Raw genomic sequence first — 14,128 nt, forward strand, 5'->3', positions numbered from 1 at the left:
GTCGTGCTTTTTTAAGGCCAGAATACTAAGGATTAATCAAAAGAAGCAATGGTGAAAGTCTATCTCCGAGGGGACAGAATCAGTTCGGGAAGTTTAAGTGTATCGTGAGGCATGGTCTAAAGGATATACGGAAAGTAGAAAAGCCCCGTAGTCTAACTGGTTCTGTATCCTATCACAAAACTAGAATTTACAACTAAAAATGCAAAGTAAAATGTATATCAATTCGCACCGTATTTGCGGTGTGTTTTGCTTTAGAAAATAAAATAGCCTAGTCCCCTTTGAACTAAGCTAATTCCAATTTTAAGTTTGGAGCTTATTCCACTCACGCACCCGTAATTTTAAGTGAAAACATTCACAAAGTGCCAAATACCTCCGTTTGTTATGTGCACATTATTTTACATTTCTACATAAAAGCCCGCGGTCTTAATATCCCACGAACAAATATTTGAGCACGGGAACAAACATATGATGGAAAAACTTCGTGCCTTCGGTTAATAAGGTCAAGCAGTACTCAAATACATAATTTCCAAGTTGCGTAAATATCACGGTTCATTCTTCGAATCAAACTCCACGATTTCCCTACGTCTTTAATAGTATTTTAATGTAATTGGTTCTGTAAATTTAAGGATAATAGTAATATAATCATAGTATTATGATAAAATTTGACAAAATATCATCCTAGGAGTTGCATTATGAACAGAGAAGAACAGCTTTTATCACTTCCATATCGTCAAAGGCAATTTATTTATATAGTCGATGACTACAATGGTTTACAATCAAGGAATGGTAATTTTTTTCAAGATGCTGGAGATGTTGTCTTTAATACGTTTACAGATACTTTACAAGACACATGGAATCCTTGGAGAATAGGAGAAAATTGGCAACAAGGGAAGTGGTGGAAATTACCATTGATTGGTGAAGTAAATCTTGTAACAAATGCATTTGAAAAAATACAGGGAAAAATTGATGAGAAAGATCTTTCAAAAATTGAAGTTTGGAAAAATGAAGACATTAAGCCTATGGTTTTGGATCATAATACTAAGCTTAAATTTCAAGTTGGTCATCCGTTGAAAAACACAGTTTATGTTGCACATCCGGTAAAGGAAGGAACTTATTTCCCATTTGCTAATTTTCATAGGTTTACCTTTGAACACAAGTGGGCAGAAGTTATGAGACTGTTACGTCACTTAGGGGCTATTGAAATTAAAGTTATACATAAAACGGGCTGGAAAAGAGAGTTTGCGGCTAACTTGAATTTAGGTGTCCCTTTAGATGGTATACCTGTTGATTCTGAAGTGAATTACCAATCTATGGGAAACTCTACTAGTGATATTATTACTGAATTTCATTTTCCGGAAAATAATAAAGTACCAAAGTTACCAGACAACCTTGTGTGGTATCATCATGAGGAAACCTGGAAGGAGATAGCAGATGGTAGATTAAATTCTAATTTAAAAGACTTTTCTCTGGAACTACATTATAAAGAGGACTTTAATGTTAATGCTAGTATTAGAGCCAAAGTCCAAGAATACGGTTTGGGGTTAGGTGGAAGTTTCGAAAAACACGAATCAACAACTTGGATATTACAAGGCACGTTTAATTCTAGGAAAAAACATTTTTGGAATATTTGATATTAAAAGTAAAAGGTACTTCACTAACATATAGTGGTGTACCTTTTACTTTTAATAAGTCCCAATTTAATTTATTCGTGGGATTACAATTAACTTAATGTGATGGAATCCTGTCAAGTTTATCTTTTATAGTTTGGTTTTTCCAGAATAATTCCCCCGTTGGGCTCAATCGAAGGTGTAAACAGATTGTAATTGAACTAAACTGTCCCGTTCGCTTAAGTACATTCTTTTACAATCTTTACCTCACCTTAATATAAATATCCTAAATCTAAAGTTTATTGAAGTCAAAGGTGCGAAATACCTGCGCGAAAAGAGATTATCAGTAATGTAAAACAACCGGCAGGAAGATCAGGGCACTGCCAATCTATGAACTAAAGCCGATTGTAGATTGAACCCAAAGTTGATTGAAGCGAAAGGCGCGAGACTCCTGCGGGAAAAGCTGGCCAGAGGAAGCTCCCGGCCGCCCGCGGAAAGCGAGTGCCTGCAGCGAAAATCAACCAGCAGGAAGTATAGAACGCTACTACCCAATGTACATATTCTAATAGAAAAGAGACGGAGAAATTGCGCTACTGGGCGGAAAAGTTCACAAAGTCTCTCTATTAAAATAAGCCTTTTGGAGGGTATAAAAAATTTCTATTACTACTTGATAGAGTGGGCATGCTATCCTTTGTTTAATGAACATTTAAATTATTCAGAAAACAGGTGATAAGCATGCCAAGTACGAGAGTTGATGAGCTGACGGAGATTATCGATAAGGTTAAGGAATGGAGGCGGTATCTCCACCGCCACCCTGAGCTGTCATTTGAAGAAGAAAAGACGGCTCAATTCGTGTATGACCAGCTGGTGTCGTTTGGAGGGCTTCGGGTGACGCGCCCAACGAAAACCAGTGTGGTGGCTTCCTTAATGGGGAGCGAGCCAGGAAAGGTACTGGGCCTGCGGGCAGACATGGATGCTCTTCCGATTCATGAGGAAACGCCGGTGGAGTACGCCTCTGAAACGCCGGGCGTCATGCATGCCTGCGGCCATGATGGGCATACAGCCATGCTTCTGGGAGCAGCAAAACGCCTAAGCCAGCAGCGGGATGAAATCAAGGGTGAAATCCGGTTTATTTTCCAGCATGCAGAAGAGCTGCCGCCGGGAGGTGCCCAGGAATTGGTCGATGCTGGTGTGGTCGATGATGTGGATTATATCGTCGGAATCCACCTCATGTCGATCATCCCACGTGGAAAAATCGGTGTTGTCTATGGCCCGGTTACTGCTAACTCCGATACCTTCGATGTTAAAATCATAGGAAAGGGAGGTCATTCCTCACAGCCGGAAAATTCTATCGATCCCGTTTTGATGGCTGCACATTTTATCACCAACCTTCAGCAAATTGTTTCAAGGAACGTGGATCCCGGTGAAAAGCTTGTGGTGTCAACGACCACCCTCCAGGCGGGAATTGCCAAAAATGTGATTCCGGAATCTGTCCATATTGGCGGCTCGGTACGTTCCTTCCTGCCAGAGGTAAGAAAACAGGCAGCATCCCTAATCGAACGCGTTGCCAAGGGAGTTACGGAGGCGCATGGCGGTTCCTATGAGTTTCACTACCATAAGGGGTACAGCTCTGTCATCAATGATGCTGAGCTTACCAAAAAGGTCGAAGAATTCCTGATTGGAGAGTTTGGCAGCGAGCATGTCGTGAGAGGAGAAGGCTCCATGGGTGGAGAGGATTTTTCCGCTTATTTGCAAAAGGTGCCGGGCTGCTTTATTCCGGTGGGAGCGGGAAATGCGGAGAAAGGCATTGTGTATCCGCATCACCATCCGCGCTTTAATATCGACGAGGATGCCTTGGAGGATGGCGTAAGGATTTTTATTAATCTATCGAAAAAAATACTAAATGACTAAACCATTCATAGAAAGGAGTTTGCCGGATGAATGAAGTCCTCATGATAGAAGATTTAATGGATGAAGTAAAAGAGACCGTCACGGGCTGGAGAAGGTATCTCCATCAGTATCCAGAGCTGTCGTTTGAGGAGGAGAAAACCTCCCAGTTTGTCTATGATACGCTTGAGAGCTTTGGAGGCTTAGAGATTACGAGACCGACGAAAACCAGTGTGTTGGCGACGTTAAAGGGCGGCCGGCCTGGAGGGGTTCTGGCGATGCGCGCGGATATGGATGCACTCGCTATACAAGAGGAAAATGAGTTTGATTTCGTCTCACAACATCCAGGTGTCATGCACGCCTGCGGCCATGATGGCCATACGGCGATGCTGCTGGGGGCCGCAAAGGTTCTTTCCAAGATTCGGGATCAGGTGCCGGGAGAGGTCCGGTTTATTTTTCAGCATGCAGAGGAAGTTCCTCCAGGAGGCGCGGTGGAAATGGTGGAAGCAGGTGTACTGGAAGGAGTCGATCAGGTAATTGGCCTTCATTTATCCTCGCCGATTCCGACTGGGAAAATCGGGCTTGCCTATGGAACGCTTTCGGCAAATTGCGATGTCTTCACCATCAATATCAATGGGAAAGGCGGCCATTCCTCGCAGCCGAATACGGCGATTGACCCTGTCGTCATCAGTGCTGAGGTGGTGACAAGCCTGCAATCAATCGTGTCGCGGAACATTGCTGCAAGGGAAAAAGCTGTGCTTTCCGTGACACAGATTCACGGGGGATCGGCACAGAATATCATTCCGCAATCCGTTTTCTTAAACGGCACCGTCAGAACCTTTGATCCCGCTGTACGCAAGAAAATACCGGAATTGATGGAGCGGATCGTAAAGGGGATTACGGAAGCACACGGAGCCACGTACGATTTTCAGTATGAATATGGCTATGGAAGTGTCGTGAATGACGAGAAGCTAACCGCCAAGTTGGAAACAGTGGTTGGAAAAGCCCTCGGTGATGAGTATCTTCTTCATTTGCCGCCGTGTTCTCTGATGGGAAGCGAATATTTTTCGGCTTTTTCCAATGAAGTTCCTGGCTGCTTCCTGTTGGTGGGAGCTGGAAATGAAGAAAAGGGCATTGTGCATCCGCACCATCATCCGCGATTTAGCGTGGATGAGGCGGCACTCGAGCACGGGCTGAGTATCCTGGTCCATGCACCGCTCTATTTGAATAGAGAGTGAAGGGTTTATTTAAAAAGAAGGACTTGAAAAAGCTCCAGGCTCCCATACCGCCTGGAGCAGAAATGAACAAGCAGGGCAGCCTGCAAGAAAGAGAGTGGAAACGAGATTCAAAGGCAGCAAAAAAACTAAATTATAAGAGAAGGCAGGTCGTGAGATGATGAATCCCGTGTACGCAAGCTTAATCATCCTGGGGGTTATTGCAATAGGGGAAATTGTTTCCATTGTGACAAGGGCAAAGGTGCCGTCGTTGCTCGTGGCAATGGTGGGGGTTTTTATTCTTTTTAAAACAGGTGTGGTTCCAAGCAGCATCATCCAGGCTTCAACCTTTGCCGTCATCGGAGCGGTATTGACGCCCGCACTCCTTGTTCACATGGGGACGCTGATTCCGATGAAAGTGATGAAAAGCCAATATAAGGCCGTTTTGATTACGCTATTGGGACTGGCCTTTGCGGTTCTCTTAATGCTCCTGATTGTTCCAATTTTCTTTGGCTACAAAACAGCTGTCGCAGGCGCCGGCCCGATGACAGGCGGAATCATTGCTTATCTTTTAACGGCCGATGCTCTTAAAAATGCCGGGTTTGCTGCTTTAATTGTGATTCCGGTCATTGTCCTGACGCTTCACAGTGTGGTGGGAATGCCGCTGACCGCCTTTTTATTGAGAAGGCATGCTGCCAATCTTCGCCGTACGATGGATGCGGGCACCTATACTGCGGCCGATGCGGCAACGGCTGATATGCTCGAAGCAGAGTCTGGCCGTACGGAAACCAAGAAGCGCAGCCTGATTCCTGAACGCTTTCAGCAAAGCAGCTTTGTTCTCTTATTTATGATTTTTATCGGCAGCGCCCTGTCCGTTACCATGCAGGGATTAACCGGCATCAGCTACAGCCTTTGGGGCCTGCTCATTGGTATCCTGGGTTCTTACTTAGGATTTTATCCTCAAAAGGTGCTGGAAAAGGCAAATGGATTCAGCATTGCCATGGTTGGAGTGGTCTTCACGGTTTTGAGCTCGATCGCCGCTGTGACAATCAAGAGCATCATCAGCGTCCTGCCTGCCGTTGCCTTGATTATTGTCGTCGGCTCTATCGGTCTGGTGCTTGGCGGTTACCTTGGTTCCAAGCTCTTTAAATGGGATCCAAATAAAGGCATCGCCGTTGCTTTGACGGCCATGTATGGATTTCCCGGCGACTTCCTGATTTCAAAAGAAGTCAGCCGCAGTATGGGTAGAACGAAGGAAGAAGAAGATCAAATCCTTGGGGAAATATTGCCGCCAATGCTCATTGGAGGTTTTACATCCGTTACGATTGGTTCTGTCATTATCGCTAGCATTCTTGTAAAAACCTTATAATAGGAGGAATGGAAAATGGGATACACGCTGATTAAAAATGCAACACTGATCGATGGAACAGGCAAGGATCCGGTGCAAAATGCAGCAGTGCTGATAAAGGATAACAGGATTGTAGAGGTGGGAACGCAGGATACCGTAAAAGTGCCGAATGGGGAAGTGAAGGTCATCGATGCACAAGGCGGTTACCTTCTGCCAGGGCTGATTGACACCCATGTCCATATGATGTTTGAAGTAAAGGACATGCGGGAAACGCTGGTGACGCCATTTGCGCTTCAATTTTACCAGGCGATTGAGTACCTGAAGCGAACCTTGAATGTCGGCATTACCTCTGTCCGGGATGCAGGCTTTACGGATTATGGCGTGAAGGTGGCTGTGGAGCAAGGGCTGATTAAGGGACCGCGCATGCAGGTCAGCATCAATCCTTTGACCATTACCGGCGGCCACGGCGATTCCTGGATGCGTTCCGGAATGGATGTGACGCGCCAAAGCTATCCGGGCATGCCATCCGGCTTGTGTGACGGCCCGGAGGAGGTCCGCAAAAAGGTGCGGGAAATGCTGAGGGCTGGTGCGGATATTATTAAAGTCCATGCAACGGGCGGCGTGATGAGCCCAACGGACCATCCGGAATTCACGCAGTTCTCGGAAGAAGAGCTCTTGATCATTGTGCAGGAGGCGGCGTTCAGGCGCGGCGTCAAGGTCATGGCACATGCCCAGGGAGCGGAGGGTGTGAAAAATGCCGTCCGGGCAGGAATCCATTCAATCGAGCATGGAATCTTCCTGGATGATGAAGCGATCGAGCTCATGCTGAAAAAAGGCACCTATCTTGTGCCGACACTGCTCGCACCGGTTTCTGTGCTAGAAGCCAGTGAAAAAACAGATGACATGCCGGAATATGCTGTAGCGAAAGCCCGTGAAGTAGTCGATATCCATCGTGAAAGTGTGGCAAAAGCCTATAAAGCCGGTGTGAAAATCGCCATGGGAACCGATGCCGGTGTCATGCCCCACGGAACCAACCTCCGCGAACTCGGGCTCATGTGCGGAATCGGCATGTCACCGATGGAAGCTCTTGTGGCCACAACCAAAGTGGCAGCAGAATGTATGGGCTGGGGCGACCGGGTCGGTACCCTTGAAAAAGGAAAAGCGGCCGACTTTGTGGTCGTCAAAACCAACCCGCTGGAGAACATTCGGTCACTTGAAGATGAGCGCAACATTGTACTCGTCGCCAAGGACGGTGTGATCGAGAAGGACCTAAGAGTCAAAAGCGGGGAGCTAGTGGGGCAGGCTTGATGGACGCGGGAGAATGTAAATAGGTAAGGGAAATGACGCATGTTACATGCGTTTTTTCTTTTTATTAGGGACTGTTTAAGTTTAATTTCTTGGTGATTGGAACGCTCAGTATTGTGAAAATTAATCGGCAGGAAGATCAGAACGCTATAAATATCACAGTTTAATCCCAATAGTGAACTCAATCCAATGTTGATTGAAGCGGAAGGCGCGAGACTCCTGCGGGAAAAGCTGGCCAGAGGGAGATCCCGCAGGAGCGTGCGACGAGGAAGCTCCCGGCCGCCCGCGGAAAGCGAGTGCCTGAAGCGGAAATCAACTAGCAGGAAGATCAGTGCACTATCAAAGTCTAGGTTAAAGCCTAATGTTAAGCTGAATTCAATTTGAATAAAGTGTTGGTATGCGACTATTGCGGAATCGCGGCATATGCCAGACATCAAAGGAGCACAGCGACAATGAGGCTCCCCGACCGTCCGCGAATAGGGAGTATCAGGAGTGGAAATCAACCGGCGGGATGATAAGGGGTACTGCCAAATATCACAGTTTAATCCCAATATTGAATTCAATCCAAAGTTGATTGAAGCGAAAGGCACGAGACTCCTGCGGGAAAAGCTGGCCAGAGGGAGATCCCGCAGGAGCGTGCGACGAGGAAGCTCCCGGCCGCCCGCGGAAAGCGAGTGCCTGAAGCGGAAATCAACCAGCAGAAAGACCAGGGCACAACCAAGGTAGAACAGTGCTTTAAGTAATATACGTCCTCGAACCAATTTCAGCCCTGACAAGATTAGAAGGCTGAGAAGGAAGGGAGGAAGGATACCTCGGACCACTCTGTGCAAACTGGCGTAAATATTGAAAATTCATCCGAGTAATGTCAGTCGTTAAATAGGCAGGCTCCTGTGAATACGGAAGTCTTTTACTATTCAAAAACTTAATAATGAACTGGCTTGTTCTCATTCCCATTCCATGTCCGAAAAAAAGATTTTTCCCCATCATAATCCCATTTTCCCCTCGCCAATAGGGCGTTTTGGGATTGACGGCAGGATTTTTAAAATAAACACAATCTCCCGGCAGATAATCCCTCCCTGAATGAAGCTGAAGATCAAGATCCTGATCATGCTGCCAATCGTAAAGAAAAAGCCCTGCAAAAAGTTCATCAAATACGTTTTTCCCCAGCGTCTCCAATATCGCCTTATAAAAGATGATCACCATTGCCGTGGCACATTCAAACGCGTATTTCTTCCCACTTATAAAAATGTCTGTAAGGCCAGCATGAGGAGGCACATCGTCTCTAATGATAAACGCACCGCTTGGGTGGCGCATCCAGTATCTTGGGTTGCATATAGACGTCCTTAAGGTTGTGAATTCTGCATCACTCCTGTCCAGCGCGACCGCAGCCTTCATAATTTGAACTCTCATCTCCAGCTCAAAATCAATCTCGCTCATTGTTTGATATTCATACTTCTGGCTGTACTGTCCCATCATTTCAAGTATGGACATTTTTTCTTTTGATGAAGTCCAATGGTGATAGTCATTGGAACCCAGTATTTTTTCATTTACGACAATCATCTTGGAATCCCCTCCCTTTTTGTGGGGTCATTCTCTGAAAATATATGATATCCCAGCTTTTCTTTATGTATGATTTTTAAGAAGGGGTTCTTTTGTTATTGTAAAAGGGCAAGGAGAATGGGTGCTCTCCTGGCCTCTTGTTTTTTTATTGAATACATTAGCCTTGCTGTCTGTACATATCGTGGGGCGGCTCAAATAAATCATCTTTGGCCTTTCGTACAACGGAAAAATGATCGACATTGTAATGGCCATGAAGGATTTGGTTGTGATGTTCTATAATTTGTTCGGCCGGTAACACTTTTGTGCTTGATGTAGAATGTCCATCTTCTACGAGGGTGACGTCAAAACCGTTAACCGTAGCCGTTCTTACAGCCGAATCAATGCAGTGCTCCGTTTTGCAGCCCATGATAACGAGATGGCCGATCTTGTTTTCTTTCAGCACATCCAATAATGGAGTTCCATAGAAGGAATTGGTCGCTTTTTTATCATAAATCCTCGAAGCGGCCGGAACCTTGATGGCCTGGTGAATGTCAAAGCCTTTTCCCTTGCCCTCTGCTACATCCAAATCCCGTATGAAGACAATGAAATGCTCCTCTTTTAGCGCTTTTTCCACCGCTTCATTGATATTCTGTATCAGGTGATCCTTCTTCCAAACTGCTTCCTCACCGTCTTTCCCTTCGATAAGCTCCTGTTGAGCATCAATTACGAGTAATGCATGATTCAATTAGAAAACCCCTTTCGTTTATTTTTAAAAGCTGCAAACCGTCTACTAAATGTTTTTTTCAAAAAAATCGCCCCCTTTTCGGGGTTCTAGCTAATACTATTCTTGAAGAATGGGAGAAACTCCTTTTATAAAACACATGCCTTTTTCTGGAGCTAATGTTGGGACAAGTTTCCTTAAAAATTAATGAAACGTCTGTCAAAAAGAAGCTACAGTCAATCCCGTAAGCAGATTCACCATTGCTCAACCCCATATCCTTCCAAACAACTTGGTACTGTACTCTCCCATCAACTCCTTATTACTCGTCATCATAACCATGAAAATAAGCAGTGGCAGCATCAGAACCCCACCAATGACTTGTATGATAATAGCGAAGAGATTTAATGGCAAACTAAGAATCAGAACAGCGAGTGCTGCAAGAAACAAACTTCCAAAATTACTAATGACAGATGCTCCCAAATGAAAGTAAAATATATTATAGGAAAGATATTCATAAGATGAACATTAGAGAAACATAGCGGAGGAATTATGCAGAAAAAAAACAAATGGAAAGTATTTGGTTACAGCTTTTTAGGAATAGTTATTATTGCGGTTTCAGTACTCGGGTATGAATATTACCAACTTCAACCGAAGAATCACTTCAAGTCCATTCCTGTTGTTTCTTCGGGAAACAATTCAGACAAAACAGTTCAGCAAGGCAATTCGAATGACACTGCATTTAATGTTTTAATAATGGGTTCAGACGCAAGACCAGGTGAAACAGCTGGTCATTCAGACAGCATGATGCTGGTTCATGTTGATTTGGGAAAAAATCAACTGAATGTTGTAAGTATTCCGCGTGATACACGTGTCTATTTAAATGGTTATGGATATACGAAACTTACAAGTATCCAGTATATTTTGCAGGCTAATAAAGGTCCCAAACAGGGAATAGAAGAGACAGTAAATGCAATAAGTAAATTAACGGGTGTACCGATTAATTATTATGCAGAAACCAATTTTGGGGGCCTTCAAGCCATGGTCGATACTTTAGGCGGAATCACAATGAATGTACCGGAGACAATTAAAATAAACTCTCAAGTGATTAATGCAGGTCCTCATTTCGTTAACGGAACTATGGCTTTAGCCATTGCCCGTGAACGCCATACCGCTGCAGATGGCGATTATGCGCGTCAAATGGCTCAGTTGGAGGTTTTGAAGGGAATTGGCAAAGAGGCACTCAGACCTGGAAACATCCCTAAACTGCCTTCACTCGTTAATTCCGTATACCAATATATGATTGGCACCAATATGTCCACTTCGGATATGTTGAGTCTGGCCCTTGCTGTGAAAAATATTAATCCAAACAAACAAGTACATTATCAGCAAATCCCAGGGACTCAAGAAGTGATGTACGATGATATTCTTAAAGCAAATAATGATGAAATTGTTATTGATCCGCAAAAATTAAAAAGTATCATCACTAAAAATTTTCAATAGAATCGCTTTGCTAATTTCATATGAATAGATAAATTGAAAAAACTCTATGGCATTTGCTATAGAGTTTTTTCATGATAGATTAGGATTGCTGTTGCCATTGTTGTTATTCGAATTTATTGGAAAGCTACTATCGCTATAAATCAACAAAGTTAATATTATGTTGAATTATGTTTTTAATCGGATTTTACTCTGAAAGTGGCGGATAAAGCAGGAAAAGGGATAAAAAACAATAAAGAAATTACAAAAATAAAGGTAAACACTTGACACTTGATTATGAAGAAACATTATAAATGCAAATGTGCTGCCTTTTTTGCATTGAACGAATATATAACATTAACCAATAAATGGAAGGTAATTATTTGAATGGATTGTGTACTTGCGGTTGATTCTTTGACGGGTATTTTACCCAAAGATAGAATCCCATTAAGCATGGTGACCAATGCTCTATCAGGCGAAAATATGGGAAGATACTTTGGACTATTCAACGGAAGCATTTGTTTGCCGCAAATCGTGGCTTCCTGCCTAAGCTTTGTTCTTTTTCTGGCTATCGGAGCATCTATACCGGCCTTGATTTTTGGTTTCAGGTATCCTGATTGTCTTTGGGGCATTGTCCGTTTTGATTATTAAGGAAAAGCTTCAAAGAAGGTAAGCTGGAGTTTAAAAGAGTAAGAGAATAGAGTAGTGTGTGCCGCCGTTTCGGCAGTTTTTTTCTTTTCGAGGGGCATGCTTTGACATAAAGGAGAGTGAGCTGTATACTAAAAATAAGAACGTACGTTTGTATTTCTGTTTGAAACCTCAAACAAAAAAGCCCTTTTAAAAAGGGCCCGTGAAATTAGCTGACATGAAGATGGGCGTTAACGGATCTGCCGCCCAGTATAATATGAACGATGTAGGTACCAGGCCTAGTGCGTGAGCCTACAATCCAGCTCCAGGAAACATAGCCGCTGCTGTCTGATGTTTTTGCATACAAACCCTTGGCTTTGCTTGGCCCAGAATTGTAATAAACGGTAATGGTACCGCGGGCATGTCGGGCCCCTCTTACTGTTACAGATGCGCTGCGGCCGTGGCGTACATACAAATCGGAGCTGACAACCTGAACGGAAACGCTCGCAGCCTTAGCAGATGCATGGGCAGGCTGAGCTGCTGCAGTACCGGTCCAAATACCAAGTGATAATGCAAATGCGGTAACAAAGGTGATGAGTTTTTTCATGTTAATCCATTTCCTTTCAAGAGTAAATAATCTGGATGCATTCGTAAACGCTGCTTCTAAACATGTTGAGCATGCGAAATAATCCAGTGGAGTCTGACTGGACAAGTGAGACACAGGTCAACGGAGGCTGATAGGAAAGCGAAAAACAACAGGGACAAATTTAACGTGAAAATATGCCTATTGAATGACCAAAAAAATATGAATCTCTTCCACTCTCTATTTAAACCTCTTCGTAAATTGCTTCTCTCAAATATAATTGTCAGACAAAAAGGGAAAACTTCATTTTTCTTCTAGTACAAAGAAATTTTACCACTTACTAGTTAAAAAAAGAATAGATTAGTAACAATGCCAAAATTTACATATGTTTACTTCGTGACGAAAAAAAGAAACCTCAAGTATGAAGAGGTTTCCTCACTATTATTCGTAGCCAATATACTCTGCAAAATATAAAAATCCATCTCTTTTGACTAGGTAGTTTTCCAGCAGCCCGCCGCCACCAGCACTATCCGCGGGAGGCTTGGTTAAAGAATAGGCCTTTTCATGCAGCTGAATCAGTTTCTCTTTATTAATAATCACATGAGATACACCCTCTTGTACTCCGCTTGTACACGCAGTGATTGGATGTCCCATAATGAAGACATGTGTTCTTAGAGCCAGGGAAGGGGTCGAATGCAACAAGAGGAATACGGCTGCTAATAGAATAAATGGAAGAACAATCCGTTTGATTTTCATTTTTTATCTCCTTGTTTTTTCCAATCTCCTTTGTAGTATTCTGCTTTTAAATGGAAACTCCTCTTTAGGATTGATACTAATGAATGCTGTCCTTCGTAATGGATGGTTAACACATTGATCGCATTGACATGCTGCAATATGACGGTGAATGACTGTAAACAAACGATTTTAAATAATAGAGTAAGGAAAGAGGGGGGATTAGGAAAATCGCTAAACTATTTATTAAAACCGATTTTGTGGCAAAATAGGAATAACCAAAACGATAGAAAGGCAGGTTCATATGAACGAATACGAAAGCGGGAAATTTCATCATGTAGCAAGGGCCATTATACAAAAAGGCCAGTCGGTTTTGCTGTTAAAAGCAGATGGCTATTCCAACAGCTTTTTACCGGGCGGCCATATTGAATTTGGAGAAAGCGCAAAGATGGCTTTGCCAAGAGAAATCGAGGAAGAGCTGGGAGTGAAGTGTGAGATAGGGGATTTTCTTGGCGTTTGTGAGCATCAATGGGAGGAGAGCGGCCAGCTTCATTGTGAGCTGAACCAGCTGTTTGCGGTTACGTCAGATGAATTGGATGCTGAAATGGACCCTCCATCCAGGGAAGGGCATTTGCACTTTTTCTGGTGCCACGAAAAAGATTTACTGGAGGCAAAGCTTGAGCCTTCTCCGCTTGCTCCGCTTATTCAGCAGTATATACGAGGAAGCATGAAAGTATGGTGGGAATCCACTCTTCGCAAATAGGACAATAAGTACAAGTCTTTTGTCATTAATTATTTTAGCAGCCTTCCGCTTTGGAAGGTTTTTTTATTTTAACTGAAAATTAAAGGAAAACTAGATAGGCGGTTATTCACCAATAACTGGATGTAACATTTTCCTAAAGAATGTAGATTCCTGTCCGATAAAAGAAGAGGGAATGGGTTGTATTACTTTCAGATAATTTTATTAGGATGGAAGGATAAGTCAATTCTCCTGTTTCGAGTGGTTTTATTATTTTTTGACAATTCAACCGTTTTTTAGATAAAAAGTATGATAGAGTTATAGATAATAAGCGATTTAGGGGAGATAAA

Annotated in this window: 13 protein-coding genes; 9 read left to right on the forward strand and 4 right to left on the reverse strand. The window is 43.4% G+C overall.

The features are described from left to right. Positions 1–692: 692 nt before the first annotated feature. The 6 genes from A5N88_RS17755 (at position 693) to A5N88_RS17780 (ending at position 8,087) form a co-directional block, all read left to right on the forward strand. The gene (locus A5N88_RS17755) at positions 693–1,631 is read left to right on the forward strand and encodes a hypothetical protein (RefSeq protein ID WP_066268408.1); all 939 of its coding nucleotides are present in this window, start codon (positions 693–695) and stop codon (positions 1,629–1,631) included. Positions 1,632–2,342: 711 nt separating this feature from the next. Further along, positions 2,343–3,518, forward strand: coding sequence for a M20 metallopeptidase family protein (locus A5N88_RS17760; protein ID WP_066268410.1), 1,176 nt, complete (start codon positions 2,343–2,345; stop codon positions 3,516–3,518). A 26-nt stretch (positions 3,519–3,544) separates the two neighbouring features. Beyond that, a complete protein-coding gene (locus A5N88_RS17765; protein WP_066268412.1) occupies positions 3,545–4,732 on the forward strand; it encodes an amidohydrolase in 1,188 nt (395 codons plus the stop codon). A 154-nt stretch (positions 4,733–4,886) separates the two neighbouring features. After that, positions 4,887–6,077 (forward strand): hypothetical protein, encoded by a 1,191-nt coding sequence (locus A5N88_RS17770; RefSeq protein WP_066268414.1) that lies wholly within the window; start codon positions 4,887–4,889, stop codon positions 6,075–6,077. A gap of 15 nt (positions 6,078–6,092) precedes the next feature. After that, complete coding sequence (locus A5N88_RS17775; protein ID WP_066268416.1) at positions 6,093–7,364, forward strand: metal-dependent hydrolase family protein; 1,272 nt, start codon at positions 6,093–6,095, stop codon at positions 7,362–7,364. A gap of 489 nt (positions 7,365–7,853) precedes the next feature. Then, complete coding sequence (locus A5N88_RS17780; protein WP_066268418.1) at positions 7,854–8,087, forward strand: hypothetical protein; 234 nt, start codon at positions 7,854–7,856, stop codon at positions 8,085–8,087. Positions 8,088–8,096: 9 nt separating this feature from the next. Here the strand turns inward: A5N88_RS17780 and A5N88_RS17785 are convergent, their stop codons facing one another. Both A5N88_RS17785 and A5N88_RS17790 read right to left on the reverse strand, forming a co-directional pair. Further along, positions 8,097–8,921 (reverse strand): protein-glutamine gamma-glutamyltransferase, encoded by an 825-nt coding sequence (locus tag A5N88_RS17785; protein ID WP_066268421.1) that lies wholly within the window; start codon positions 8,919–8,921, stop codon positions 8,097–8,099. A 157-nt stretch (positions 8,922–9,078) separates the two neighbouring features. Further along, positions 9,079–9,645: an isochorismatase family protein gene (locus tag A5N88_RS17790; protein ID WP_066268423.1), complete on the reverse strand. Its 567-nt coding sequence runs from the start codon at positions 9,643–9,645 to the stop codon at positions 9,079–9,081. Between the two features lie 525 nt (positions 9,646–10,170). On the opposite strand from A5N88_RS17790, the gene A5N88_RS17800 reads away from it, so the two are divergent. Together A5N88_RS17800 and A5N88_RS17805 are read left to right on the forward strand one after the other, a co-directional pair. Then, positions 10,171–11,121, forward strand: a complete 951-nt coding sequence (locus A5N88_RS17800) for an LCP family protein (RefSeq protein WP_066268427.1) — start codon at positions 10,171–10,173, stop codon at positions 11,119–11,121. A 363-nt stretch (positions 11,122–11,484) separates the two neighbouring features. Further along, a complete protein-coding gene (locus A5N88_RS17805; RefSeq protein ID WP_066268429.1) occupies positions 11,485–11,748 on the forward strand; it encodes a hypothetical protein in 264 nt (87 codons plus the stop codon). A gap of 205 nt (positions 11,749–11,953) precedes the next feature. Here the strand turns inward: A5N88_RS17805 and A5N88_RS17810 are convergent, their stop codons facing one another. Further along, on the reverse strand, positions 11,954–12,331 hold the full coding sequence (locus A5N88_RS17810; RefSeq protein ID WP_066268431.1) for a hypothetical protein: 378 nt from the start codon (positions 12,329–12,331) through the stop codon (positions 11,954–11,956). A gap of 417 nt (positions 12,332–12,748) precedes the next feature. Further along, positions 12,749–13,063 carry a YjcN family protein gene (locus tag A5N88_RS17815; protein ID WP_066268433.1) on the reverse strand — a complete coding sequence of 105 codons (315 nt, stop codon included), beginning with the start codon at positions 13,061–13,063 and terminating at the stop codon, positions 12,749–12,751. A 280-nt stretch (positions 13,064–13,343) separates the two neighbouring features. Here A5N88_RS17815 and A5N88_RS17820 point away from each other — a divergent pair, with 280 nt between their 5' ends. Next, a complete protein-coding gene (locus tag A5N88_RS17820; protein WP_066268438.1) occupies positions 13,344–13,802 on the forward strand; it encodes an NUDIX domain-containing protein in 459 nt (152 codons plus the stop codon). Positions 13,803–14,128 lie beyond the last annotated feature (326 nt).

The organism is Heyndrickxia acidicola, assembly GCF_001636425.1.
GTDB lineage: Bacteria > Bacillota > Bacilli > Bacillales > Bacillaceae_C > Bacillus_AE > Bacillus_AE acidicola.